This window comes from Paenibacillus riograndensis SBR5 (genome assembly GCF_000981585.1).
GTDB classification, from domain to species: Bacteria; Bacillota; Bacilli; order Paenibacillales; family Paenibacillaceae; genus Paenibacillus_AQ; species Paenibacillus_AQ riograndensis.
The window spans coordinates 3,625,357-3,649,434 of the sequence record NZ_LN831776.1 but is presented as its reverse complement, the minus strand read 5'-3'; the positions used below and the strand labels follow the sequence as shown (position 1 = coordinate 3,649,434).

The window sequence follows — 24,078 nt, the reverse complement described above, 5'->3', positions numbered from 1 at the left end:
CGCAGTTCTCCAGTTCAGTTGTATAACTTTGTTACCCGTTATTTGTCTGAGCTTCCGTCGAAGTACACCGCACGGCCCGTGCGCGCGGATTCATAGATTGCTTCAAGAATTTGTGTAACTACCAAAGCCTGTTCCGGTTTGACCACCGGTTCTTTGTCTTCGCTTACGGCTTCCAGCCACAGGCGGGCTTCACGGTCGGATTCGCTCTCCGCACCTCCGCTGTAGAAGGCAACGCCGCCGGAGGACAGATCTACTTTGGTTTCGTACAGACGGCCGGCACGTTCTCCGTTCAAACGCAAGCCGTCCTTCATATCCGCACCGCCCTCGGTACCGGCGAGGAGGGTTTGGGCTTCACGGAACTCCGATACATTCAGCGCCCAACTGGATTCCAGGGAGATTGTAGCCCCGTTTTCCATAGTAATGAAGCCAAACGCAGAATCTTCCACCTTGAATTGCTCCGGGTCCCATGGACCGAAGGCATTTGCTGCATTTTTCTTCTGTCCCAGCTTGTGGAACGTGGAGCCTACTACCATACGCGGCTTATAATTATCCATCAGCCACAGCGTAAGATCAAGCGCGTGTGTCCCGATATCGATCAGCGGGCCTCCGCCCTGCTTCTCTTCATCCAGGAATACCCCCCATGTCGGAACTGCACGGCGGCGCAGCGCAATCGCCTTACCGTAGTAGATATCGCCGAGCTCGCCACTCTCGCAGAGCCCCTTCAGATATTCACTATCCGAGCGGTAACGGTTCTGGTAAGCAATCGAGAGCTTTTTGCCTGTACGGCGGGCAGCTTCGAGCATTTCCTGAGCCTGTGCCGTTGTTTTGGCCATTGGCTTTTCGCACATTACATGATTGCCGGCCTCCAATGCAGCTATTGAAATTACGGAATGGCTGTCGTTAGGTGTACATACATGAACGATATCGAATCCGCCAGCGGCCAGCATCTCACGGAAATCTGTGTATACGGCTGCATCCTCCGTACCGTAAGTTTTCGCCGCCTCCTGTGCCCGTTCCTCTATGATGTCGCAAAAAGCCACCATTTCTGCATTGTTCTGACGGGACAGGCTTGGCATATGTTTGCCGTTTGCGATACCACCGCAACCGATAATAGCAATTTTGAGTTTGTTAGACATGAACTTTTCCTCCTTGGTTGGCATATGCTCTAATCCATTTCATACTGTCTGCTACACTTTCAAGCGGTGAACGGCTGCAGAAATCCTGCTCCACTACTGCCCACTCTGCTCCTGCGGCATCCGCCGCCTCCAGAATGGCCTCGAGCTTAACTTCCCCTTCACCCAGGACGACGGTCTCAGCCGAGCCGTCTTCACGTTTTTTCATATCCTTCAGATGGATAATCGGCAGACGTCCGGCGTATTTGTGAATATACTCTACCGGATCATACCCCGCATAATACACCCAGCAGGTATCCATTTCCACTTGCAGCAGATCCGCAGGCACTTCCTCAAAAATGCCGTCAAACGCGGTGCGTCCGCCAAACTGCTCTTTGAATTCAAAATCATGATTATGATAAGAAAGCACGGCGCCGCGGGCGCTGCATTGCTCCCCGATCTTCCGCAGATTAACGGCAACCTCTTCCCAATTCCGCTGCTCTTCAGTCAAATAAGGCACGATCAGGTTACGGTTGCCAATAGACAGATTGAAGCTGATTTCCTGCTCCGTGTCATTCAGCATGGCATCATATGGACGATGCGCGCCGAGCGCGGTAAGTCCTGTTTCCTGCAGCAGCGCATTCACTTGCTCTGCTGTCCGGCCAAAATAGTGAAAAAACTCCACGCCGGCATATCCAAGCTCCGCGACCTTGCGGATCGTCCCTTCGAAATCCTGTTCCAGTTCTTCTCTCAGCGTATACAGCTGCAAGCCGATCTTAAGCATGTTCGTCTCACTCCTAGTAGGTCTGGATTTACTTACACTTCGATTTAAGCTTCATATCGTCCCCGAAGGACCCACATGATGCACCTCACATGAACAAAAGGGCTGCAAGTACCTGGCTGTCCAATATCTGTATCTTTAACCCTCTGCTTCCACTGAGATTGTCTATGTAGCTATCAGAGCCGTTATAAAGCCCCCTTTACTTCATTTATACGTTTTTTGCTCAGGTACATAGTAATATGAAAGCGTATATAATAAAATGAAGAATATGATTAAAACATGAACAATCTGCTTATCATTTTATATCTACATTATGATGCCCAGGAGGACCTATGACACAAACTGCACCCTGCCATATACTATCCGCCGGATTTTCTGTCCACCGCAAGCCGTTTCATATGACGGGCGGTGACAGTGTCTATTATTATCTGCTGCGCCTGCAGACCGAAGGCCGCAGCCGGACAATGGTCAACGGCGTTCTGACCACCGTGGAGAGCGGCGACCTCATGCTGTTCGCTCCAAGCGACCCTTATTACCTAAGCATCGACAAAGAGAGCTATCCCGTAGGCAAGCCGCGGATTGAAAGCGGTGATTATCATATCTTTTGCGGAGGGCCCTGGATTGAGGAATGGTGGACCCGCAAGCAGCGTCCGCTGGTGCTTCCAATGCCGCTCAGCGACTATTTTCTTGGCCTCTTCCGGCAAATCGTGCTGGAGCAGCGCCGCCTGTCCAACCCCTCGCCGGAAATTTCAGCCTGTTATCTGCAGATATTATGCCTGGAAATTGACCGGCTGATGTCTGAACAGCCTGCGGTGTCGCCCAAAGGCTATCTGGCTTACCGTATGAAGCAATATGTAGAGGAGCATGCCGCGTATCCGTTCCGTCTTGAGGATGTGGCCGGGCATGTGGATATCAGCGTCTCCCGGGCGGTTCATCTGTTCAAGGAGGCTTTTGGCACAACCATTGTCAAGTATGTCAACGATGTCAGGCTGGATATGGCGCGGGAGCGGATTACCTTCAGCCCGATGCCGCTGGAGCATGTCTCCGAGACCTGCGGCTTCGCCAACTACACTTATTTTCACCGCTTGTTCCGGAGCCGGTTCGGAATGTCTCCCAAGCAATACCGCGCATACAGCCGGCAAGCAGAAACGGCCTCGCTGCCGTAACACCAGCCCACTGCGCTTAGATTGCCCAATCAAAGGTATTTTTACCTTTGATTTCTCTCTACTGCGCCTACACTGTCCAATCAAAGGTATTTTTACCTTTGATTTCTCTCTGCTGCGCCTTCACCGCCCAATCAAAGGTGTTTTTACCTTTGATTTCTCTCTGCTGCGCCTACGCTGCCCAATCAAAGGTATTTTTACCTTTGATTTCTCTCTGCTGCGCCTTCACCGCCCAATCAAAGGTATTTTCACCTTTGATTTCTCTCTGCTGCGCCTACGCTGCCCAATCAAAGGTATTTTTACCTTTGATTTCGCTCTGCTGCGCCTACGCTGCCCAATCAAAGGTATTTTTACCTTTGATTTCGTTATGCTGCGCCTACGCTGCCCAATCAAAGGTATTTTTACCTTTGATTTCGCTCTGCTGCGCCTACACTGCCCAATCAAAGGTATTTTTACCTTTGATTTCGCTCTTCCGGAATCTTACAAAGAGAGAAGTCAGCTTTTGCTCCCCCGGATATGCAAAAGGAGCGCCATCCTGAAAGATCCGCTCCTTGTGTTTGACCTTATTCAGTTTTTGCTGCTTGCTCGGGGTGACCCGGACATGCTGGGAAATGGCTCCGTAATGATCGTTGAGTCTGCGGTTCCGTTCCGCGCACCAGGTGCCGGAGCGTTCTGCCTTAAGCAGAGCTTTTTGTGTTTTTGTGCGTGCCATAGGGCAACACTCCTCTTTTTGTGAATTGGATCAGCATTCCCTTTTCTGAATATGCTGATATCTTAATTTTAACATAATCTCAGGTGAATTGCCCGGTAAAGTTGACTATAATCATCCCGCCTGACAGTGTACGCTTGCACAAGCAGCAGCGGGTACAGTATCCTTGATGGGTACAAGCATCCCCTTCAAAAGGAAGGTTCCATGGAACATTGCGGTCATCCGGGAATTATTACATTTATTAATGTACAGAGTCATATGGGTCAAAGCACCCGCAAGGAGATCGGATACGCCCGGCTGGCGGGCATAACAGTGGAATACCGGGAAAGCCTGTAACTGTAACTTATGGATGCGGAGGGAAATGAATGAAATACGACGTATTATACGAAGGTGCTTTTGCTATGCTAAAGGTCCATTTGAATCCGGGTGAAAGCGTCAAAGCAGAGATGGGGGCTATGGTCGCCATGTCGCCGGGTGTGGAGCTCCGGGGAACCGTTGACGGAGGCCTGATGCGGGGGCTGGGCAGAATGCTCAGCGGCGAGAAATTTTTCTTCCAGGAGCTGACGGCAACGCGGGGACAAAGTGAAGTGCTGCTCTCTCCCGGCGCCATCGGTGATATTCAGGCTATCGAGCTCGACGGATCGTACAAGCTGTATGTGCAGAAGGACGGCTTCCTCGCCGGAACGCATGGCATTCAGGTCAACACGAAGATGCAGAATCTGACGCGCGGACTGTTCTCCGGGGAAGGATTTTTCATTATTGAAATCAGCGGCAGCGGCACTGTGTTCCTCTCATCATTCGGGGCCATTCATGCAATCAATCTGGGACCGGGCGAAGAAATGATCATCGATAACGGGCATCTGGTGGCTTGGCCGGGTTATATGGATTACAAGGTGGAAAAAGCCGCCTCCGGCTGGCTCAACAGCTTAACGAGTGGTGAAGCGCTGGTCTGCCGATTCCGCGGCGAAGGCGTAGTACTGGTGCAGTCCCGCAATCCGGGCAGCTTTGGGACATGGATCAAATCTTTTGTGCCCTCCAGACCTTAGACCTAATAAACCTAATAAAAACGGCATTCCAGAGCACAGTATACGGGCTCTTGAAATGCCGTTTTATGGTGTGTACATGCTGCCGTCTACATTCTCCGCCTTTCATCCGTAAGCATTATGCGTACAGCCGGCTTAAGAGACAGCCTGACAAGACTTCTCCCCTTTGCAGCCGCTTCGTTTGCATGAATTGTAGGTGCCTTTGAAATCCAGCCGGTGATCGGTAACGTTAAAGCCGTATTCCCGTTCCAGCCGCAGCTCCAGCTCAAGGAGCCAATCGTCCTTGATTTCCTCCAGCCTGCCGCACACATTGCAAATCAGATGATGGTGCATATGGGCATGATCATCCCCCCGCAGATCATAGCGGGCTACGCCATCCCCAAAATTCATCTTCTCTACAATATGAAGCTCACACAGCAATTCCAGGGTACGATATACTGTTGCAAGTCCAAGATGCGGATAGCTGTTCTTCACCAGCATGTAGACCTCTTCCACGCTCAAATGATCCTTCTCATTATCTAGCAGAACTCTGACGATAGCCTCGCGCTGTGGCGTTAATTTATAATGATGCGCAGCAAACTGCTGACTGATATTAGCAATCGGGTTCACGTGTAGTCTCCCACCTTTCCGGAAGCGCAATCTGAGATTAATTAGTAATTGTTACGATATAAGCATAACAAAAATATCCACCAAAGAAAAGAGCCTGACAACATTATAACATTCCGTACCGGTAATCAGCACTAGAGGAAATATCCTTACCGCATTGCTGTTTCAAAAATCAATGTAAGGGTTAAACTTTCATAGATATTAAATTTAATTGCCTGCAACCTTTCCATATTCTGAGTCGTCTGAGGTGTTGAACAAGGCTAAGCAGCCTGAATCCTACAGACAAAGGTGGAAATACAATGAACTTCAAAAAAAGCGCTTTTGCAGCGGTGACCAGCGTATCGCTTCTTACTTTTTCACTTGCCGGACCCATCTTTGCCGCAGACAGCAGCTTTAAGGATATCAACAACGTAACCGGCAAAGACAAAATTAATTCCCTGAAGGAGCAAGGATTGATCAAAGGCATCTCCGACACCCAGTTCCTGCCCGGCTCCAAAGTAACAACGGCTCAAGGAGTCCAGTTTATCGCTGGAGGTCTTCAACTGAGCCTGGCGGCTATCGACTTCAACAAGGCTCCACTCGCCAGCAGCACCTTCACCAAGGTGAAAGACAATGCCTGGTACGCGGAAGCTTTCGTCAACGCCCATTACAACGGGATCGAAATCGCTGCGGATATTGATCCCTCGAAGCCAATGACCAAGGAATTATTCACCAACCTGCTGGTTCAGGGCATAGAAAAGGTTGGCAATCTGCCGATGATCAATATTGTCCCTGCAGATATCGCCGACGCTGACGCCTTGGAGCCTTCTTTCCAGGGCAGCATCCAGCGCTCGCTGAAATACAACATCAACACACTGGATGCAAACGGCAAATTCAATCCGAAAAAAGAAATCACCCGCGCCGAAGCAGCCGTCATGCTCTACAACGCACTGGATTACCTGAAATCCAAAACAAATACCGCGCCACAGAGCTAGACGAGGCTCTGCAGTCCACCCCCCTCCCCTGGGTATGGACTGACGAATTGGTAGTTCAAAAAGGCAGTTCCGGATTTTCCGGACTGCCTTTTTGGTGTCATATTGAACAAAAGTACTGATACATTTACTCTGCCTGGCCAGATTAAATTTCCTCACCGCTAAGCCGGTTCAGGAACTGCAGTGCGCGCGGATGGGTTGTATGCTCCAGCACCTGTTCCGGTCTGCCCTGCTCCAGAATTACACCGCCATCCATCAAAATGATCTGATCCGCCACATCCGCAGCGAATTTCATCTCATGGGTGACGATGACCATCGTCATGCCTTCAGCCGCAAGCTGCTTGATTACCTTGAGCACCTCGCCTACCAGCTCGGGATCAAGCGCCGAGGTAGGCTCGTCGAACAGCAGCACCTCCGGCTCCACGGCCATTGCCCGCGCTATGGCTACGCGCTGCTGCTGGCCGCCGGATAATTGATGCGGATAGGCATCCGCCTTGTCCGCAAGGCCAACCTTCGTAAGCAGCTCGATGGCCCGCTTGCGAGCCTCTTCCTTGGTGCGTTTTTGGACGGTAACCTGGCCCTCCATCACATTGCCCAAAGCGGTCATATGCGGAAACAGGTTGTACGACTGGAAGACCATCCCGGTCCGCTGGCGCAGGGCCAGCACGGAACGCTGCGGGATTTTGCCTCCCGCCGTGAATTCCAGCTTCATATCGCCCAGGGTCAGGCTCCCCCTGTCCGGCTGTTCCAGAAGATTGAAGCAGCGCAGCAGGGTTGTTTTGCCGGAGCCTGAAGGACCGATAATAACCAGTACCTTGCCGTGCTCCACGGTAAGATCGACACCCTTCAGCACCTGGAGGGGACCAAAGGATTTATGCAAGTCACGGATTTCAATCATAGGTGCTCCTCCTTATCTTGCCGAGTAACGGTCAAGCCGCTTCTCCAGGTAATTTTGCAGAACCGACAGCACGGAACAGAACAGCAGGTAGAACAAAGCGGCTTCACAATAGAGCAGCAGCGGTTCATAGGTGGTCGCCGTTATCTGTTGGGCTGTTTTGAAAATTTCCACATAAGTGATAGTCGCGGCAAGCGAGGTGTCTTTGACCAGGCTGATAAAAGAATTCGACAAAGGCGGAACCGAAACACGCGCTGCCTGGGGGAGAATGACTCTCCGCAGCGCTTGGCCCCGGGTCATGCCTACGGAGAACGCAGCTTCCCACTGGCCCTTATGTATGGACAGAATTGCAGCCCGCACAATCTCGGAGGAATAAGCCCCCACACTGAGCGTGAACCCGATGGTCGCAGCTATAAACGGATCAAGGATAATCCCCACCGCCGGCAGCCCGAAGAAAATAATAAACAATTGTACAAGCAACGGCGTTCCCCGGATAATCCAGACGTAGAAGCGGGCGATCAGCCTCGGCAAAGTCCAGGGCGAAAGCCGGATAAGTGCGGTAAAAATAGCCAGCAGCAGACCCAGAATAAAAGAGACTACTGCGAGCGGAATGGTAAAAGCCACCCCGGCTTTGAGCAGGGGCAGCAAGGAATCGAGGAAAATTTGTATTTTACGGTCATCCATTGATCAGACATCCTTTTCGGACTTCGGGCGGCCGGAGCCGCCAGGTCCATCCGTTATTATTTGGAAACGTCAGCACCGAAATATTTCTCGGAAATTTTCAGGTACGTGCCGTCACTTTTCATAGCTGCCAATGCTTCGCTTACTGCCGCTACCAGCTCATCGTTGCCCTTAAGGAAGACAGCGGCGCTCTGGGAACCCTCGGCGATTTCGTCGACAACCTTAATTTTAACATCCGGCTTCTGCTTCTTCAGATCCAGGTAGGACAGCCCGTCATTCACGGTTGCATCAATCCGGCCGGAGGTCAACAGGTCAATCGCCTGGTTGAAGCCGTCGGTGACCACAATCTCTGCCCCGTTCTCACGCGCGATATCGGACAGGTTGCTGGTAAGGGACTGGCCGGCTTTTTTGCCTTTCAGATCCGCAAAGGTCTTGATGTCTTCATTCTTCTCACCAACGATCAATACCGCCTTGGAGACAATGTACGGATCGGAGAAATCATATTTCACCTTACGCTCATCCGTAATCGAAACTTCATTGAAAATGACATCAAAGCGCTTGGCATCCATCCCGGCAAAAATGCCGTCCCATTGGGTTTCGAAAAATTCCGGCTTCACTCCCAGCCGCTTAGCCACCTCTTCAGCGATCTCCACATCAAATCCGGTAAGCTTGCCCGAGGCATCATGGAAAGTAAACGGTGCATAAGTGCCCTCGGTTCCAATACGCAGCTTGCCGCTTGCTTTGATCGCTTCCAGGCTGTTCTGTTCAGCGGGCGCTGAAGCCTCTGCAGTCGGAGCGGCCGATGATTCGGCTGCTGTATTGTTTCCTGCCGCATTATTGGTATTATTGCCGCAAGCCGCTACCAGTACCACCGTTAGCAGCATCAGGATAGTCAGACTAAGTTTTTTCATAAAAGTTAACCCCTCTCATCATCTCTGTATATACCGGCTGTCTGCCGGCAAGTTGAATAGTAACACCGGCATGTCAGCGGAGTCAAGGACTTTTCCGATAATATACATCGGAATTATAATGTAAACGTTTTAATGGTGACTGCCCAGCGGATTCATGCACCGGATTGTGTTAGTTTGCCCAAAAACCTGCAAAATCCGCACGACGAGCTTCCTTCTCGGTCTACTGGGCTGCTGCGGACAAGAACTTCCCCCGAAACTCATAGATTCTAATCTTTCGAAAAAACCCCGTTAACACCTATCCGGTGAACGGGGTTCTTATTTAAGAAAATCATCCGTGCATGATTTCAGGCTGCACCTTGGTCTTAGAACTGTCTTTGCCGCCCCTGCTTCCTCTCCGCAGCAGCAGACCCAGCACAGCACCTCCCAGTGCTACGAAGATCATAATGTGAAAAGTGTCATCAAACCCTTTGACAAGTACAGTATGTGCAGCTAGCTTTAACGCATCCGGAGAAGCATTCGCCGCATTCTTCCCGGCCGCAGCTGCAGCTTCCTGCATTTCCGCCGCGCGCGCTGCCGCTCTTGAGGTCAGAATAGTGACCAGTGTCGATACCGCCAAAGCGTTGATTACCTGCTGCATCGAGTTGGTCAGAGAAGTAACCCGGTTGACCAGGTGGCTAGGCGCCTTATTTAAAAGATGCGTATTCATAGGCATCACCATCATCCCCATGCCCGCACCGCACATAAACAGAGGCAGGATCAGGTCTTTGCCCTGTGTGGCAAGATCTACATGCGAATATTGGAACAAGGCGCCTGAGACAAGGCTAAGGCCGCAAACCACCAGCCAGCGCACACCGATCCTGTCGAACAGAATCCCGGCAATGGGCATCATAAGTCCGGATGCAATGGCTTGGGGCAGCATCGTCAGTCCGGTATCAAAAGCTCCGAAGCCGCGGGCCTGCTGGAGAAATTGCGGAAGCAGAAACAATGCGCCGTATAAGCCGAACTGGGCAATCCATTGTACAAGAATGCCTGTGCTGAAATCGATGGAGCGCAGAATCCGCAGTTCCAGCAGCGGTGTCTCTGAGCGAAACTCCGCAATGACAAAAGCGATCAAGGCCAGCATACCCACGGATAACCCGATCAATGTTTTGTCCGAGGTCCAGCTGTCCGCACCTTGGCTAACCCCGTATGACAGGGAGGCAAAGGCCAGAGGCCCTAGAATCATCCCAAGCTTATCCATTCCAGGCACTTGGCTGCGCACCGATTGGGGCAGCTTCCGGGAACCGATCAGCAGACAGATGATACCGATGGGAATATTAATGAGGAAAATCCAGCGCCAGGAATGATACTCCACGAGCCAACCGGACAGTACAGGGCCGATGGCAGGAGCAAACAGCACAGGAATACCCATGATCCCCATAACTACGCCAACCTTGCTCTTGGGAGCCAGCTTATATACGTAAGCCATCCCAACGGGAAGCACACAGCCTCCCCCCAGTCCCTGCAGCACACGGAATGCGATCAGCCATTCCGCACGGCTAGGGGTGGCACAGAGGATGGAGCCGATGGTGAATACAATAACTGCGGTCAGAAAAACAGTTTTGGCTCCAAAGCGGTCAGACAGCCAGCCGGACAACGGGATCACTGAGGCCTGAGCCAGCATATATCCGGTCACAACCCATTGCAGTGTATTTAGCTCTGTATGAAAATCCTTGACCAGTGTGGACAATGCTACATTCATCGCCGTGCTGTCCAGCACCACCATGAACACACCGGCAATAATCGCCAGCAGCGGAACCAGAATGCTTAACAGACGAAAATCCGCATCCGACTTCAATTCTTGCTCCATCTTCTATCTCCTCCTAAATTGAACCGCGCCGGTATGTGTACATTGACCTTTGCGCAGCTTTTTCTATATAATAAATGATGCCAACGGACAATTGTCCGTCATTGCATTTTCAGTTTACGGACAATTGTCCGCACTGTCAATTACATTTTCATATTTTCTGTAATATAGATGCTGCATATCTGAAAGGAGCCTGTCATGAATTCAAATGAACCAGACAGAAGTCCAACTACAAAACCAGCAAAAGAACATCCGGGAGCTTCCAGGGACTATCAGGACCCTTATATCCAGCGGATTCTTGAGGCTGCAGAGGCGCTGTTTGAAGAAAACGGCCTGGAACCGGTCAGCATGTACGGTATCGCCAAGAGGGCGGGGATCGGCCAGGGTTCACTGTACCGCAGATTCACGGATAAAGGCGAAATCTGCTCCGCCCTGCTCTCAACCAGCTCCGAGCGTTTTCTTTCCCGTCTTGAACAGGAGCTGCAAGCCACCACGGGAGCTTCCAACTCACTGGAGGACCTGCAGAGCAGTATTGAGCAGGTCGTTGATTTCATTGACCAGCATGCCGAGCTGCTGCAGATGATCAAGTCCGAGTTCACCGGCAAAAAACAGCTCACTCAGTTTGAGCATCCGATTTTCCGGCGTCTGAACGAAGTGATGACCCAGCGCCTCCGGCGGGCAGCGGATGATGGTTTGCTGATTGCAGTTGATCCGCAATTTGCCGCTACCGCCCTGATTGCCGTACTAAGTCCTGATCTCTACCTCTACCAACAGAAGCTGCACAACTCTACCAAAGAGGAAATCTCCCGGGGGGTCCTCGCGCTGTTCGTCACTGGAATCCAGCGAGCCTGACCTTCCTGAGCGTTGATCCTTTGACAACACGGCTGAATATGCTATATTAATTAGCAATTGCGAATTCAATATTGACCTGCTATTTCACTAGGGGAGTCTGCCGACTGAGATGAAGCGTGAAGCTTCGGACCCTTGGAACCTGATCTGGATCATACCAGCGGAGGGAAGTGGAACAGAAACGATCAGCGGTGCCGCTATACGTCTACTGCCTGAACCTTTCAGACCCATTTGTCTCCACTCGGAGACAGATGGGTCTTTATTGTGTTGCCGCGCAAATGAAAGGAGGCTTAGCTCATACGAATATGATCTCAATGACGGATCTGTCCTATTCTTTCGGCACATCTCCAGAAACTCCGGTATTCAGCGGCCTGTCAATGGATGTGCGCCAAGGGGAATTCATTTCTCTGGTCGGTGCCAGCGGCTGCGGTAAAAGCACGCTGTTTAAAATCATTGCCGGATTGCTTCAGCAGACCGGCGGTGAGCTCAATATTCCCGGAACGATATCCGCCGATCCTTCCTCTCGTTTGGGCCGGGTTGCCTATATGCCCCAGCAGGATCTTTTGCTGCCCTGGAGAACCGTGCTCGACAACTGCCTGCTGCCCTGGGAGCTGAACAGAACAGGCAGCAAAACGGAAGCTGTAAGGAGTATCCGCAATATGCTGGAGCGTTTTGGCCTGGCAGGTACAGAGCAGCGTTATCCGCACGAGCTGTCCGGCGGAATGCGCCAGCGGACCGCTATGCTGCGGACACTGGCTGCCGGCCATAAGCTCATGCTTTTGGATGAGCCCTTTGGAGCACTGGATGCCATCACCAAACGCGGGCTTCACCGCTGGCTGCTGGAGCTGTGGGGCAGTCTGGAGCAGACCGTGCTGTTCATCACCCACGATCTGGAGGAGGCGCTCCTGCTCAGCGACCGGATCTATCTGATGTCCGGCGGCGCTGGCGGCGGTGTTCAGGAATTCCCGGTAGATCTTCCGCGCCCCAGACATTACCGCTTGAACTATGACCCTCATTTTGTTGCTTTACGGGCGGATTTGGAACGGAGGCTGTATGAGACGTACATATCTTAGAACATTTTTACGCGAATATGGCCCCTTCGCCCTGCTGGTGCTGCTGACTCTTGCCGCCTGGGAATGCGCCGCCCGGTTGAAGCTTGTCCCTGCCTTCATTCTTCCGGCCCCTACGGCCATATGGAAGGCTATGCTGGATCAGAGGCTGCTGCTCTTTGGAGAACATTTGCCCGCTACACTGCAGGAGGTGCTGCTGGGTTTTGCGCTGTCCGTGTGCTGCGGTGTGCTGCTGGGTACCGGAATGCATATGTTCTCTCCACTGGAGAAAGCGCTGTACCCCTTGCTGGTTATCAGCCAGACGATTCCGCTGATCGCGCTCTCCCCTATTTTTATTATGTGGTTTGGCTATACGTTGTGGAGCAAGGTGGCTGTGGTCTTTCTGACCGCTTTTTTTCCGGTTGTCATCGGCACTTATGACGGTTTGCACAAAAGAGGTGCGGTGTACAAAGAGCTGCTGCTTACACTAGGTGCGAACCGCTGGCAGATTCTGCGGAAAACCCAGATCCCCCCTGCATTGCCCTCGCTGTTTTCGGGACTCAAGCTCTCTATTGTCTACTGTGTGATTGGCGCTACAATCGGGGAATGGCTGGGCGGCAGCCGGGGACTCGGGTATTTCAGCCGCCGGATGGCGGGCAATCTGCAAAGTGCAGAGATGTTCGCCGCTGTGTTTCTTTTATCGGCACTCGGTATCGTTCTGTTCCTAAGTATTAAGCTGCTCGAAAACATTATTTTGCAGAAAAGAGGCATTCATCGATGAACATCTTTCCTTCAGAACATCCCGTTAGTAAAAGAAAGCGCCCCTTGCTCTCCCTGTCGCTGCTTCTATCTCTTGCCCTTGCGGTAAGCGGCTGTGGAGGGGACAACCATGCTGCTCCCGCCAGCTCGGCTTCAGCAGGGAACGTTGACCAGCCCCACAAGCTGACAATTATGCTCGACTGGTATCCGAATGCCGTCCACTCCTTCCTGTACGCTGCGCAGCAGAAGGGCTATTTCGAAGATGAAGGTCTGGCTGTGGATATCCAGATGCCCGCGGACAGCAATGATGCCCTGAAGCTGGTAGCCGCCGGCAAAGTCGATCTAGCCTTAAGCTACCAGCCGCAGGTGCTGATGGCCCGGGGGGAGCAGATTCCGGTGAAGTCCGTCGCCGCCATCGTCCGGCATCCGCTGAACCATCTGATGGTACCGGCGGACAGCGGGATCAAAAGCCCGAAAGAGCTGGCAGGCAAAAATGCCGGATACTCTTCGATTCCCCTGTACGAAGCCATGCTGAAAACAATGGTCAAAAGCGATGGCGGCGATCCGTCGGCAGTGAGGCTGACCGATGTGGGTTTTGATCTGATTCCGGCCATTTCGGCCGGGCGGGTAGACGGAATTATCGGCGGATTCATTAATCATGAGCAGCTGATTCTGGAGAAGGAAGGGCATCCGGTCATTTCGCTGAACCCTACGGATTACGGCGTTCCCGACTACTACGAGCTGGTTCTGGTGGCAAGCGATCTGGGCTTGCAGAATGCTGAAGGCTACATCGGGAAGTTCATGGCGGCGGCACGTAAAGGGCAGCAATTTGTGGCAGAGCACCCGCAGGAGGCGCTGGACCTTCTGATGGCCCATGAGGATGCTACCGCCCCCCTTGACAAAGATATCGAAACCAAAAGCCTGAAGCTTCTGCTTCCCTTGATGGATGCCGGGGATGAGCCGTTTGGCTATCAGGACCCAGCCTCATGGGAGAAGGTTAAGTCCTGGCTGAATGAGAACGGACTGCTGCATGGCCGGGTCACGACGCAGGACGCTTTTATGAATTTGTGAGATGTGCTGCATTTTTATACAATGGATTGCCTTAAGATTAGCCATTTACTTTTGAGGAGGAATCATCATGTCTTTCTTAACCAAAGTGCGGGAAAACAATCCGCTGGTGCATAACATTACTAATATTGTAGTCGCGAATTTCAGCGCTAACGGGCTGCTGGCGCTGGGGGCTTCGCCTTTTATGGCTGACGCGCATGAAGAAGTAGCAGATATCGCCGCCATGTCGGGTGCTGTTGTGCTGAATATCGGCACATTAAATGATTACGCCATTGAATCGATGCTGCTGGCAGGCAAGGCTGCGAACCGCCATAACGTACCGGTCGTGCTTGACCCCGTGGGTGCAGGAGCCACTGCTTACCGCACCGAAGTTACCCATAAGCTGGTCAGCCAGATGCAGATTACCGCGCTGCGCGGCAATGTCGCTGAAGTGGCCCATGTCGTCGGCGAGCGCTGGAGCATCAAAGGCGTGGATGCCGGAGCCGGTGACGGTGATGTGGTTGCTCTGGCTGTACAAGCCGCGCTGAAGCTGAAGTGTGTTGTCATTATCACCGGCAAGGAAGATGTCATAACAAATGGCCGCATCACCTATGTGGTCAGCAACGGACATCCTGTTCTGACCCGGGTTACCGGCACCGGCTGCCTGCTGAGTGCGGTTGTCGGCGCGTTCCTCGCGGCCAGCGGCGGAGCCTGGCTGGAGGCTGCTGCCGAAGCGCTATCCTTCTATGGAGTTGCCGCTGAAATTGCAGCAAACCGGACGCGCCAACAGGGAGTTGGCAGCTTCCAGACCGAATTCCTGAATCAATTAGCCCTCGTGACTCCGGAAGTATACGCTGAACGCTCACGTGTACAGCGCTTGGAACAATGATCACAGCTTCGCCAAAGGAGATTTTGCTATGACTAACCATCCTATAACTAATGTTTTCAAAGCTTTGACTGTCGCCGGCTCGGACAGCGGAGGCGGCGCCGGTATCCAGGCGGATCTCAAAACCTTTCAGGAGCTGGGTGTATACGGCATGTCTGCGCTCACCGCAGTGACCGCTCAGAACACCCTGGGGGTCCAGAGTGTGTATCCGCTGGAGGGGGAAGCCGTTGCCGCACAGCTTGATTCCATCGGGGCGGATCTTACACCCGATGCCGTTAAAACCGGCATGCTGTTCAGCAGCGGGCTCATCCACACCGTTGCCCAAAAATTCCGGCAGTATGGCTGGACTAAGCTGGTAATCGATCCGGTCATGGTTGCCAAAGGAGGTTCTCCCCTGCTTCAGCAGGAAGCCGTTCAGGCTTTGATTGCCGATCTGCTGCCGTTGTCCTTAGCCATCACTCCCAATATCCCTGAAGCGGAAATTCTGACCGGGATGAAGATTTCCGACATGGCTGACCGTGAAGCCGCAGCCAGGCTTGTCCACGCCATGGGACCGCGACATGTGATACTCAAGGGCGGCCACGATGAGGAAGGTGCCCTGGTAACTGACCTTTTATATGATGGTGAGAAGTTCATTTATTTGCAGAGTCCCCGGATTGCTACCAGGCACACGCATGGAACCGGCTGCACCTTTTCCGCAGCCCTCACGGCCGGACTGGCACAAGGCCAACGGGTCCCGGAGGCGGTTCATACTGCCAAAGCGTTTATCCAGGCGGCTATTGAAGACGGAATCAATATAGGTGCCGGAAACGGCCCGACAAATCATTTTGCTTACCAGACCAGGCTAAGGGGGCAGCGCTAATGCAGCGGATGGACAGCGAACATGTACGCAGACTGCTGAAGCTGTACTTCATCATGGGCAGTGTGAACTGCTTGAAACCTCCACTGGAGACACTCGTTGAAGCAATGGATGGCGGGATCACTTTATTCCAGTACCGCGAAAAGGGCAGCGCAGCTTTCACCGGGCAGGCGTATATTGAGCTTGCACAGGTGCTCCAGCAGAAGTGCCGGGAGCACAAGATACCTTTTATCGTAAACGATGACATCGATCTGGCCGTGGCCCTGGACGCTGACGGCGTGCATGTGGGGCAGAAGGATGCCCCGGCACGTTCCATCCGTGAACGGCTGGGAGCGCACAAAATCATCGGTGTCTCCGCCCATAACCTGAAGGAAGCGCAGCAGGCGATTGCCGACGGAGCCGACTATCTGGGAGTCGGACCGGTGTACCCTACTTCCTCCAAGGACGATGCTGAAGCGGTTCAAGGAACAGGAGTGATTGAGGAGCTGCGCCGCAGCGGACTTACCATTCCGCTCGTGGGCATCGGCGGAATCACTGCGGCTAATGCACAGCCGGTGATCCAGGCGGGTGCTGACGGAATCTCTGTGATCTCCGCAATCGCCGGAGCTGCCGACATTCGTGGTGCCGCCCGGAATTTTCTGCGGGTGATTCAGCAGTAGCAGCGAAGCACAGCCTGCTGGACAGGCTACCCGCAGAGAAACAGAATATCCGCTTAGCACTGGAACCCGCGGATCATCTTCTGCTGCACCTTGTGTTGGATTTCCATAAGAACAAAATCGCCCTGGCAGATAATAAGGTCATGAGGGTTACGAAGTCCGAATTTGTTGTAAAACATGCAGGATTTTCGCCCATATGGTGAAATAAGGCCCACATTGCTGCACAATTCACAAGATTTTTTATCCACTTAGTGTGCTTTGGACACAGATTGTTGTATAACGTACAAGATATTCATCCATTCGACCTGCTTAAGATACACTTTGTTGTATTCCGTGCAAGATTTTCTAGGGTTAACACCTCAGGGGAACCCAAGCTTCTTATTTATGCTAACCTTCCAGGTTGTCCATATTTTTTGGTATTGTATAATTTCCTATGCAGGAACAAAACGGCTGCGCCGTCCCCAGCGGGACATTGCAGCCGTCCTGATTTCAGTCTAGCGTTACCTGGAGAACGACTCCCGCTGATTCCTACGGCAACTCCAAGTGGAAAAAGGTTAACTAATTTGCTAGAGCATCCTGTCCTCGACAGATGAAGTGGAAAAAGGGACACTAATTCAGCTCATTTCGCCGTTAGTCAAGGAATATAGCCCAATTAAGTTCACTTTTTCCATTTAATGCTCAGGATTTTTGAATTACGGAAAAAATAAGCTCCCTTTTTCCAACTAAATAAGATGAACTTAAAAATTCGCCTGATAGCTTTCCTACAGAAAGCTCGCATCGGAAGCATAACCAGTCACCGGAGTTCAACTTATATAGCGCCTGCTAAGAGATAATAATCCATAAGCCGAGTTAATCATGCCTTCCTATGCAACAAAAAAGCACAGCTGCCGGATACGATTCGGCGCTGTGCTTTTTTCTGACATCCCCATCCTCTCAGCGCCATCTGCCCATCGCAACGGTGTTGTAGTACTTTCCGTCAGACAGCAGCTTGTCGTTCTTCAGAAGGCCTTCCTCCGTAAACCCCAGCTTCTGGTACAATGCGATCGCGTTTCTGTTGGTTTCCAGGACTTTCAAAGTCAGTTTGCGGAGGCCGCAGGCCTCAGCCCAGGCAATAGATGCCGACAGCATATGGCTGCCTATGCCAAGCCCCCAGTATTCCTGAAGCACACCTATGCCAAATTCCGCCTGATGCGCCATGCGTTTCAGGCGGCTCCCTTCGCATCTGCAAAATGCGGCAAGCCTGCCGTCCACAGCAGCCACCAAAAAGAGATTTCTGTCACGGGCAGCATCCTGGCGGATCAGTTGCTCAAAGTCCGCAGCCGTCATCAGCGCCTCCCCCGGTTCCCTGTCCAGATTCTCAGTCTCCCCGTCAATTTGCAGCCGGAGCTCCGACAGGAGCCGGGCATCCCCAGGAACGGCTTCCCGGATTATTACCTTTTTCCCGCCGCGTTCGTATTGCCGTGATTCTATTTTCATTATGTACTCCCTTTCTATAGTCATCTGCCTTATATACTTACCAATCATAAACCTGCACGCAGCTTAGTCAATATTGTACAGCCTTGACATTGCCGTCTGATTAGTTTACATTATAAACAGTTTACAGAGGTAACTTTTTTATCAAAGGAAGGTGCAGCATGGCTGACCGGGAACAAACCATAGAAGTGTATCAGTCGTTTTTTGCAGTAGCCCGTCAGCTCAAGCGGCTCGCCCATCAAAGTGCGGCTAACCTTGGGCTGACTGTTCATCAAATCGGCATTCTGAATTTCCTGAGGCAGCACCCCGGGCAGACCCAGAAAGAGGTTACAGAACGCCTGGTGTTCAATAAAAGCCGGGTCAGTCTGCAAATCGATACCCTCGCGCTTAAGGGTCTGGTCACCCGTTCCGTTTCCGAGCTGGACCGCAGGGAGACAAGGCTGTATCTCACGGAAGAAGGCGAAACGTTATGCCTGCGTTATAACGAAGAAGCCTGGTCCCATAAGGTGCTGGGAGAAGCTCTGGAGCAATTCTCGGCGCAGGAGCTGGAACAGCTGATTCACATGAACAAGCTGCTGCTGCTGCATCTGAACCTCTAAATCTATAGAAGCCGGTGATAGGATGTCCCGAGGTTTTGGAACGAACGGCGGCCATGGCCGCTTGAAATTCGACGACGACGACAAAAAAACGAATCTGAGCAAAGCGCTTTTGCTGCGCATAGCCGGATATTTCTTTCCTTACTGGAAGCAGACGCTGCTCGTGATGGCGGTGCTGATTGTATCTGCTGTCCTCGGCCTGCTGCCGCCCTTGTTCATTCAGCAGATTATCGACCAGGCTCTGCCGGATAAAAATTTCCGGTTGCTTGTTCTGCTTGTGCTTGCTTCACTGGGAACAACGGTCGTATCCGGATTGCTGGGCGTGCTGCAGAATTATTTGAATTCTTTTATCTCGCTGCACATTGTCTACGATATGAAAAATCAGATGTACCGCCACCTGCAAAAGATGCAGCTGCAATTCTACTCCGGGGTCCAGCAGGGTGAAGTGATCACGCGGATGACCAGCGATATTTCGGGAGTCCAGGGTGTATTCAGCAGCACCGTGGTCAATTTTGCCAGTAATCTGTTCATTCTGGTCTCCACGGCAGTAACGTTGTTCATTATGAACTGGAAGCTGGCTCTGCTGGGGATCTTTGTGATTCCTTTGTTCGTAGTCCCTACACGCAAGATGGGCAATCTCAGCTGGAAGCTGGCCAAGCAGACCCAGGAGAAGATCTCCGAACAAAATCAGATCATCCAGGAAACGCTCAGCATCAGCGGGTATCTGTTGATGAAGCTGTTCACAAAAGAATCTGCGGAGTACACCAAATTCCAGACAGTCAACTCGGAGGCCACCAGCCTGCAAATCCGGCAATCGATGGCCGGCCGCTGGTTCATGATGGTTCTGTCCACGTTTACCAGTATCGGTCCGCTTCTGATTTACTTGTATGGCGGGTATCTGTTCATCCATGGGGAGCTGTCTATTGGGGCCATCGTTGCCTTTGTCGCCCTGCTGGGCAGACTGTACGGTCCTGTGATGCAGATGACCAACCTGTATGTAGAGATCAAGCGCTCAGCAGCGCTGTTTGAACGGATTTTTGATTATTTCGATATGAAGCCGCTGATTGTCGATAAGCCGGAAGCCCGGTTCATCAGCGCTGCGGGCAGAGATATCACGTTTCATGAGGTTTCTTTTGCCTATCAGGCGGATAAAACAGCGCTGCACGGAATCTCATTCACTGCCGCTGCCGGTACCCTCACCGCACTGGTCGGCCCCAGCGGAGCGGGCAAAACAACCATTACCAATCTCATCCCGCGCCTCTATGAAACGGATTCGGGGGCCATTACAATTGGGGGCAGTAATATCCGGGACTTCACACTGGAATCTCTTCGTGCACAGATCGGCCTGGTGACGCAGGACACTTATCTGTTCAACGGGACGATCCGGGAGAATCTGATATACGCAGACCCCGGAGCCAGCGAAGACCGGATCATTGCCGTCTGCCAGGCTGCATATATCCATGATTTTATTATGAGTCTGCCTGAGGGGTACGACACCGTGGTGGGCAACCGGGGCGTCAAGCTGTCCGGTGGCGAGAAGCAGCGGATCTCCATCGCCCGTGTACTGCTGAAGAATCCGCCGGTCATCATCATGGATGAAGCTACCTCTTCCCTCGATACCGCCTCGGAATATTATATCCAGCAAGCTATGCATACCCTGCTGCAGGGCAAGACAAGCATCGTGATCGCCCATCGTCTCTCCACCATCATGGCGGCGGACCAGATTCTCGTCGTGCAGGCCGGGACCATTGTCGAGGCAGGGACGCATCAGTCGCTTCTTGAACAGCATGGGGTATACAGGGATTTATACGACAAGCAGTACGAGCCCAAGGTGTTGACTTAAAAAGAAAGGCAAAAAAAACCCGTATTGCGCCAATCAGGATCGGCACAATACGGATTTTCTTTTACTTAGGCATATGGGTAAGGCCGTGTTCCAGCGGTTTGAGTTTATCCATCCATCCGTTAACCGGTTCGTATGAACCATTTTGGATTAGCTGGCTGTAGGTGTCCACAAATCCGCCGTCTCCGGCCGTTTGTCCCGCCCACTTATAGAACTCGGGGAATTTCGCCTGAGCTTCATCCAGCCGGTCCAGGAGCAGATAAACATCGATTAATGCCTCAAAATTATTTTCTGTGGGAGCTGACTTATAATTCTGTTCCTTCAGCGGCAGTTGGTCTTTATAATATTGCAGTGTTCTGGCGGTGTCCGGGACATATTGGTTATCCTTGAGTTCATAAACCGCAAATAAAGCAGGACCCAGCGGCATCTGGCCGGAATAAGGGCTGGCTAACAGCTCCGGCTTGCCGTCCTGATCGGCATCCTCATATTTCAGCAGAACATTATCATGTACAGTAACCTGCAGCACTCCGCTTATTTCCTCAAGAACAATACACGCCGACTCCGGCCGGTTGTCCGCCAGGCTGAACAGCAGCGTCGGCCGGTCATTTTGCAGGAGCGCTTCTGCCCAAACCTTCTTGGCTTCATCAAAGCTGTACCCTCCTTCAAAAACCAATCCCTTCTTTTTACTGTCAAAAAGGATCTCACCGTTCTTGGCAACCACAAACTGCGTGTAGTTGAATTCACCGCTGTTCCAGTAGTAAATCTCGTAGTTGTCATTCTTAAGCGCAAAAGAGTCTTTGTGAACAAACCCCTTATATTGATCCTCAATCCGGGAAGCTGCCGCAGCAGAACCTTCCGGAGAGGGAAGCGGCGTTACAGCCGGTGAGGCCAGCGGCGAGGGGGATGCCAATTCAGCAGCCGCAGTAGCTTCGTTCGAGTTTGTATTGCCGGAATCCCCTGTACCTCCATTTGATGAACAACCGGCAAGAACCAATAAAATGACCAAAATACTGACAATCCGCATATGCGTAGTCCTCCTCCAACATTTCTATATATACTAATCTTCAGAATGGTTTAACAATGCAAAAAGTCCCGCCAGTTCGGCCTGCTCCAGATGCCTCCACTGCCCTCTCTCCAGCCCGCTCAGTACAATATTCATAATCCTGATCCGCTCCAGCCGGAGCACCCGGTAACCCAGCTCCTTGCACATCCGGCGGATTTGCAGATTCAACCCTTGCTTGAGCACAATCCGAAATTCAGTTTCGCTGAGCCTGCCTGTCTCGCATGGCAGCGTCCGGGTGCCCAGGATATCCACACCGGCAGCCATTCTGTGCAAAAACTCATCCGTCACAGGTTTGTCTACGGCAACCGAATATTCCTTCTCATGCCCGTTCTCTGCACGCATCATCCGGTTCACGATGGAGCCGTCATTGGTGAGAAGGATCAGGCCTTCCGAATATTTATCGAGCCTGCCCACCGCAAAAATCCGGGACGGGTATCCCACAAAATCAATAATATTGCCTTCTACCTCACGCGAGGAGGTGCAGGTAATGCCTGCAGGCTTGTTAAGTGCCAGGTATACCAGCTTTTTTGTGACCGTTGTGACCGGCTCTCCATCGACAGCTACAAGGTCCCCCGGCTCCACTTGCGCACCTTTTGTACAAGGCTGCCCGTTGATCGTAATCCGCCCGGCAGCAATTAATCTGTCGGTCTCCCGGCGCGGATAAAGCCCGCTCTCGCTTATGTACTTGTTGATTCTCATGACAGGCTCCGCTCTCTTGCTTATTGAACAACATCTGATTGGCGCGTGTTCTCCCTACAGGTCCAAATCAGATGCCATTGGATGATAATCTATGAGCAACGGGCCGGTTTACTTGCTGCTCCCGGTTTGTCGTGCACTGCCGCCCTTTGCCGCGGTCGCGCTTTTGCCGCCAGGTCCCCCGGCAGGTCTTCCTTTGGCCGCCTTTACAGGCTTAGCCGTTTTGTTCCAGCGGGTCCAGCCTTTGCTCCCTGTGCCTCTGCCTGTGCCGCCGCCTTTACTTTTTGCCACTCTATCACTCCACCCGGTATTTAATTTTCGGCTTGCCATCATCTATCTTACCATTTCATGCACAATATGTCAGGTTCACGCCAACAGCCTGCCGGAGAAGCTCCGGCAGGCTGTTGCTTAGCCCAATATTTATACGGAATTATTTCGGCTGGATATATCCTTCGGCTTTGAGTAGCTCGGCGATCAGCACCGCACCACCGGCGGCGCCTCTTACCGTATTGTGGGACAGGCTCACAAATTTATAGTCGTACAGCGAATCCTCGCGGAGTCTGCCGGCCGAAATGCCCATGCCGTTCTCGATGTCGCGGTCGAGCTGCGTCTGCGGACGGTTTTCCTCTGCGAAATAGGTAATGAACTGCTTAGGCGCGCTTGGCAGGCCGAGCGCCTGCGGGCGGCCCTGAAAGCTGTTCCAGCGTTCCAGAATCTCTTCCTTGGACGGCTTCTGCTCAAATGAGGCGAACACGGCGGCCATGTGGCCGTCAGCAACCGGCACACGGATACATTGGGTCGTAATGACAGGCTGCTCGCTTTTTACAATGCCTTCATCCGTCACATTGCCCCAGATCCGCAGCGGCTCCTGCTCGCTCTTCTCTTCTTCGCCGCCAATATAAGGGATAACGTTATCGACCATTTCCGGCCAATCGGCAAACGTCTTGCCTGCCCCGGAAATCGCCTGGTAGGTTGTAACTACAACCTTCGAAGGCTTGAAGTCCTGAAGCGCATGCAGTGTAGGCATGTAGCTCTGAATCGAGCAGTTGGGCTTCACGGCGATAAAGCCGGTTTCCGTACCCAGACGTTTACGCTGCTGGGCGATCACTTCCAGATGCTCCGGGTTGATCTCAGGGATCACCATAGGAACATCCGGCGTCCAGCGGTGTGCGGAGTTATTGGAAATGACTGGAGTTCCTGTACGCGCATAGGCTTCTTCCAGCGCCTTAATTTCTTCCTTTTTCATATCAACGGCACAGAAAATCAGATCGACATCCTTAGCCACTTCCTCCACCTTGGAGGCATCCTGAACCATGATGCTTTTGACGGATTCAGGCATTGGAGTGGACAGCTTCCATCTGTTTTTGACCGATTCTTCATAAGTTTTGCCTGCCGAGTTTGCACTTGCAGCAATAGCCGTCACCTGAAACCATGGATGATTCTCAAGCAGTGCAATAAAACGCTGGCCCACCATACCGGTACCCCCGACGATACCCGCTCTCAACTTACTTGACATAAGCATTTCATTTCCTTTCAAGCAGCGCCCATCGATAGGTGCTTTTTAATAACCGATTATAAATGATATAT

At 52.2% G+C, this 24,078-nt stretch carries 25 protein-coding genes and 1 riboswitch; of the genes, 13 read left to right on the top strand and 12 right to left on the bottom strand.

What is annotated here, in order from left to right; genetic code table 11:
- Positions 1 to 38: 38 nt before the first annotated feature.
- Positions 39 to 1,136 (bottom strand): Gfo/Idh/MocA family protein, encoded by a 1,098-nt coding sequence (locus PRIO_RS15155; RefSeq protein ID WP_046503256.1) that lies wholly within the window; start codon positions 1,134 to 1,136, stop codon positions 39 to 41.
- Complete coding sequence (locus PRIO_RS15150; protein WP_020427287.1) at positions 1,129 to 1,896, bottom strand: sugar phosphate isomerase/epimerase family protein; 768 nt, start codon at positions 1,894 to 1,896, stop codon at positions 1,129 to 1,131. The genes PRIO_RS15155 and PRIO_RS15150 overlap by 8 nt, the downstream gene beginning before the upstream one ends.
- A gap of 329 nt (positions 1,897 to 2,225) precedes the next feature.
- Here PRIO_RS15150 and PRIO_RS15145 point away from each other — a divergent pair, with 329 nt between their 5' ends.
- The 3 genes from PRIO_RS15145 to PRIO_RS15135 all read left to right on the top strand — a co-directional run bounded on the left by PRIO_RS15145 (position 2,226) and on the right by PRIO_RS15135 (position 4,811).
- Positions 2,226 to 3,059 carry an AraC family transcriptional regulator gene (locus PRIO_RS15145; RefSeq protein WP_020427288.1) on the top strand — a complete coding sequence of 278 codons (834 nt, stop codon included), beginning with the start codon at positions 2,226 to 2,228 and terminating at the stop codon, positions 3,057 to 3,059.
- 910 nt (positions 3,060 to 3,969) lie between these two features.
- Positions 3,970 to 4,101, top strand: coding sequence for a hypothetical protein (locus PRIO_RS37205; protein ID WP_020433955.1), 132 nt, complete (start codon positions 3,970 to 3,972; stop codon positions 4,099 to 4,101).
- Between the two features lie 29 nt (positions 4,102 to 4,130).
- Positions 4,131 to 4,811 (top strand): TIGR00266 family protein, encoded by a 681-nt coding sequence (locus PRIO_RS15135; RefSeq protein ID WP_046503252.1) that lies wholly within the window; start codon positions 4,131 to 4,133, stop codon positions 4,809 to 4,811.
- 132 nt (positions 4,812 to 4,943) lie between these two features.
- On the opposite strand, the gene PRIO_RS15130 is transcribed toward PRIO_RS15135, so the two are convergent.
- Positions 4,944 to 5,417: a Fur family transcriptional regulator gene (locus PRIO_RS15130; RefSeq protein WP_039839177.1), complete on the bottom strand. Its 474-nt coding sequence runs from the start codon at positions 5,415 to 5,417 to the stop codon at positions 4,944 to 4,946.
- 296 nt (positions 5,418 to 5,713) lie between these two features.
- Between PRIO_RS15130 and PRIO_RS15125 the strand changes: the two genes are divergently transcribed.
- On the top strand, positions 5,714 to 6,388 hold the full coding sequence (locus tag PRIO_RS15125; protein ID WP_046503250.1) for an S-layer homology domain-containing protein: 675 nt from the start codon (positions 5,714 to 5,716) through the stop codon (positions 6,386 to 6,388).
- A 142-nt stretch (positions 6,389 to 6,530) separates the two neighbouring features.
- Here PRIO_RS15125 and PRIO_RS15120 read toward each other — a convergent pair whose 3' ends face one another.
- The 4 genes from PRIO_RS15120 to PRIO_RS15105 form a co-directional block, all read right to left on the bottom strand.
- Entirely contained in the window at positions 6,531 to 7,283 is a 753-nt protein-coding gene (locus PRIO_RS15120; protein WP_020433961.1) for an amino acid ABC transporter ATP-binding protein, read from the bottom strand.
- A gap of 12 nt (positions 7,284 to 7,295) precedes the next feature.
- Complete coding sequence (locus PRIO_RS15115; protein ID WP_020433962.1) at positions 7,296 to 7,964, bottom strand: amino acid ABC transporter permease; 669 nt, start codon at positions 7,962 to 7,964, stop codon at positions 7,296 to 7,298.
- A 56-nt stretch (positions 7,965 to 8,020) separates the two neighbouring features.
- Complete coding sequence (locus tag PRIO_RS15110) at positions 8,021 to 8,872, bottom strand: amino acid ABC transporter substrate-binding protein (protein WP_020433963.1); 852 nt, start codon at positions 8,870 to 8,872, stop codon at positions 8,021 to 8,023.
- A gap of 328 nt (positions 8,873 to 9,200) precedes the next feature.
- Positions 9,201 to 10,721, bottom strand: coding sequence for a DHA2 family efflux MFS transporter permease subunit (locus PRIO_RS15105; RefSeq protein ID WP_020433964.1), 1,521 nt, complete (start codon positions 10,719 to 10,721; stop codon positions 9,201 to 9,203).
- A 195-nt stretch (positions 10,722 to 10,916) separates the two neighbouring features.
- On the opposite strand from PRIO_RS15105, the gene PRIO_RS15100 reads away from it, so the two are divergent.
- The 7 genes from PRIO_RS15100 (at position 10,917) to thiE (ending at position 16,826) form a co-directional block, all read left to right on the top strand.
- Complete coding sequence (locus tag PRIO_RS15100; RefSeq protein WP_020433965.1) at positions 10,917 to 11,570, top strand: TetR/AcrR family transcriptional regulator; 654 nt, start codon at positions 10,917 to 10,919, stop codon at positions 11,568 to 11,570.
- Positions 11,571 to 11,649: 79 nt separating this feature from the next.
- Positions 11,650 to 11,753: riboswitch (TPP riboswitch) on the top strand.
- 92 nt (positions 11,754 to 11,845) lie between these two features.
- Entirely contained in the window at positions 11,846 to 12,640 is a 795-nt protein-coding gene (locus tag PRIO_RS15095; protein ID WP_231869902.1) for an ABC transporter ATP-binding protein, read from the top strand.
- Positions 12,621 to 13,397 (top strand): ABC transporter permease, encoded by a 777-nt coding sequence (locus PRIO_RS15090; protein ID WP_020433967.1) that lies wholly within the window; start codon positions 12,621 to 12,623, stop codon positions 13,395 to 13,397. Before PRIO_RS15095 ends, PRIO_RS15090 begins: the two co-directional genes overlap by 20 nt.
- Complete coding sequence (locus PRIO_RS15085) at positions 13,394 to 14,446, top strand: ABC transporter substrate-binding protein (RefSeq protein ID WP_020433968.1); 1,053 nt, start codon at positions 13,394 to 13,396, stop codon at positions 14,444 to 14,446. The genes PRIO_RS15090 and PRIO_RS15085 overlap by 4 nt, the downstream gene beginning before the upstream one ends.
- A 67-nt stretch (positions 14,447 to 14,513) precedes the next feature.
- A complete protein-coding gene (thiM, locus tag PRIO_RS15080) occupies positions 14,514 to 15,311 on the top strand; it encodes a hydroxyethylthiazole kinase (protein ID WP_020433970.1) in 798 nt (265 codons plus the stop codon).
- Positions 15,312 to 15,339: 28 nt separating this feature from the next.
- Entirely contained in the window at positions 15,340 to 16,170 is an 831-nt protein-coding gene (gene thiD, locus PRIO_RS15075) for a bifunctional hydroxymethylpyrimidine kinase/phosphomethylpyrimidine kinase (protein ID WP_020433971.1), read from the top strand.
- Positions 16,170 to 16,826 carry a thiamine phosphate synthase gene (thiE, locus tag PRIO_RS15070; RefSeq protein WP_020433972.1) on the top strand — a complete coding sequence of 219 codons (657 nt, stop codon included), beginning with the start codon at positions 16,170 to 16,172 and terminating at the stop codon, positions 16,824 to 16,826. The genes thiD and thiE overlap by 1 nt, the downstream gene beginning before the upstream one ends.
- 930 nt (positions 16,827 to 17,756) lie before the next feature.
- Here thiE and PRIO_RS15065 read toward each other — a convergent pair.
- Positions 17,757 to 18,299, bottom strand: a complete 543-nt coding sequence (locus PRIO_RS15065; RefSeq protein WP_020433974.1) for a GNAT family N-acetyltransferase — start codon at positions 18,297 to 18,299, stop codon at positions 17,757 to 17,759.
- A 158-nt stretch (positions 18,300 to 18,457) separates the two neighbouring features.
- On the opposite strand from PRIO_RS15065, the gene PRIO_RS15060 reads away from it, so the two are divergent.
- Both PRIO_RS15060 and PRIO_RS15055 read left to right on the top strand, forming a co-directional pair.
- Complete coding sequence (locus PRIO_RS15060) at positions 18,458 to 18,895, top strand: MarR family winged helix-turn-helix transcriptional regulator (RefSeq protein WP_046503242.1); 438 nt, start codon at positions 18,458 to 18,460, stop codon at positions 18,893 to 18,895.
- A 22-nt stretch (positions 18,896 to 18,917) separates the two neighbouring features.
- Positions 18,918 to 20,735: an ABC transporter ATP-binding protein gene (locus tag PRIO_RS15055; protein WP_020433976.1), complete on the top strand. Its 1,818-nt coding sequence runs from the start codon at positions 18,918 to 18,920 to the stop codon at positions 20,733 to 20,735.
- A gap of 61 nt (positions 20,736 to 20,796) precedes the next feature.
- Here the strand turns inward: PRIO_RS15055 and PRIO_RS15050 are convergent, their stop codons facing one another.
- From PRIO_RS15050 to asd, 4 genes are all read right to left on the bottom strand, one after another.
- Complete coding sequence (locus tag PRIO_RS15050) at positions 20,797 to 21,756, bottom strand: hypothetical protein (RefSeq protein WP_020433977.1); 960 nt, start codon at positions 21,754 to 21,756, stop codon at positions 20,797 to 20,799.
- Between the two features lie 33 nt (positions 21,757 to 21,789).
- Positions 21,790 to 22,494: a pseudouridine synthase gene (locus tag PRIO_RS15045; RefSeq protein WP_020433978.1), complete on the bottom strand. Its 705-nt coding sequence runs from the start codon at positions 22,492 to 22,494 to the stop codon at positions 21,790 to 21,792.
- Positions 22,495 to 22,602: 108 nt separating this feature from the next.
- Entirely contained in the window at positions 22,603 to 22,821 is a 219-nt protein-coding gene (locus PRIO_RS15040) for a DUF3934 family protein (RefSeq protein WP_046506930.1), read from the bottom strand.
- Positions 22,822 to 22,921: 100 nt separating this feature from the next.
- A complete protein-coding gene (gene asd / locus PRIO_RS15035; RefSeq protein ID WP_082118103.1) occupies positions 22,922 to 24,007 on the bottom strand; it encodes an aspartate-semialdehyde dehydrogenase in 1,086 nt (361 codons plus the stop codon).
- Positions 24,008 to 24,078: the final 71 nt, after the last annotated feature.

Bases quoted from the DNA above. Each gene is read 5' to 3' on its own strand.
- PRIO_RS15105 (WP_020433964.1), bottom strand. From the start codon at position 10,721: ATGGAGCAAGAATTGAAGTCGGATGCGGATTTTCGTCTGTTAAGCATT.
- thiD (WP_020433971.1), top strand. From the start codon at position 15,340: ATGACTAACCATCCTATAACTAATGTTTTCAAAGCTTTGACTGTCGCC.
- PRIO_RS15110 (WP_020433963.1), bottom strand. From the start codon at position 8,872: ATGAAAAAACTTAGTCTGACTATCCTGATGCTGCTAACGGTGGTACTG.
- PRIO_RS15115 (WP_020433962.1), bottom strand. From the start codon at position 7,964: ATGGATGACCGTAAAATACAAATTTTCCTCGATTCCTTGCTGCCCCTG.
- PRIO_RS15065 (WP_020433974.1), bottom strand. From the start codon at position 18,299: ATGAAAATAGAATCACGGCAATACGAACGCGGCGGGAAAAAGGTAATA.
- PRIO_RS15135 (WP_046503252.1), top strand. From the start codon at position 4,131: ATGAAATACGACGTATTATACGAAGGTGCTTTTGCTATGCTAAAGGTC.
- PRIO_RS15085 (WP_020433968.1), top strand. From the start codon at position 13,394: ATGAACATCTTTCCTTCAGAACATCCCGTTAGTAAAAGAAAGCGCCCC.
- PRIO_RS15145 (WP_020427288.1), top strand. From the start codon at position 2,226: ATGACACAAACTGCACCCTGCCATATACTATCCGCCGGATTTTCTGTC.
- PRIO_RS15055 (WP_020433976.1), top strand. From the start codon at position 18,918: ATGTCCCGAGGTTTTGGAACGAACGGCGGCCATGGCCGCTTGAAATTC.
- thiE (WP_020433972.1), top strand. From the start codon at position 16,170: ATGCAGCGGATGGACAGCGAACATGTACGCAGACTGCTGAAGCTGTAC.
- PRIO_RS15050 (WP_020433977.1), bottom strand. From the start codon at position 21,756: ATGCGGATTGTCAGTATTTTGGTCATTTTATTGGTTCTTGCCGGTTGT.
- thiM (WP_020433970.1), top strand. From the start codon at position 14,514: ATGTCTTTCTTAACCAAAGTGCGGGAAAACAATCCGCTGGTGCATAAC.
- PRIO_RS15120 (WP_020433961.1), bottom strand. From the start codon at position 7,283: ATGATTGAAATCCGTGACTTGCATAAATCCTTTGGTCCCCTCCAGGTG.
- PRIO_RS15095 (WP_231869902.1), top strand. From the start codon at position 11,846: ATGAAAGGAGGCTTAGCTCATACGAATATGATCTCAATGACGGATCTG.
- PRIO_RS15100 (WP_020433965.1), top strand. From the start codon at position 10,917: ATGAATTCAAATGAACCAGACAGAAGTCCAACTACAAAACCAGCAAAA.
- PRIO_RS15040 (WP_046506930.1), bottom strand. From the start codon at position 22,821: ATGGCAAGCCGAAAATTAAATACCGGGTGGAGTGATAGAGTGGCAAAA.
- PRIO_RS15045 (WP_020433978.1), bottom strand. From the start codon at position 22,494: ATGAGAATCAACAAGTACATAAGCGAGAGCGGGCTTTATCCGCGCCGG.
- PRIO_RS15155 (WP_046503256.1), bottom strand. From the start codon at position 1,136: ATGTCTAACAAACTCAAAATTGCTATTATCGGTTGCGGTGGTATCGCA.
- PRIO_RS37205 (WP_020433955.1), top strand. From the start codon at position 3,970: ATGGAACATTGCGGTCATCCGGGAATTATTACATTTATTAATGTACAG.
- asd (WP_082118103.1), bottom strand. From the start codon at position 24,007: ATGTCAAGTAAGTTGAGAGCGGGTATCGTCGGGGGTACCGGTATGGTG.
- PRIO_RS15150 (WP_020427287.1), bottom strand. From the start codon at position 1,896: ATGCTTAAGATCGGCTTGCAGCTGTATACGCTGAGAGAAGAACTGGAA.
- PRIO_RS15090 (WP_020433967.1), top strand. From the start codon at position 12,621: ATGAGACGTACATATCTTAGAACATTTTTACGCGAATATGGCCCCTTC.
- PRIO_RS15060 (WP_046503242.1), top strand. From the start codon at position 18,458: ATGGCTGACCGGGAACAAACCATAGAAGTGTATCAGTCGTTTTTTGCA.
- PRIO_RS15125 (WP_046503250.1), top strand. From the start codon at position 5,714: ATGAACTTCAAAAAAAGCGCTTTTGCAGCGGTGACCAGCGTATCGCTT.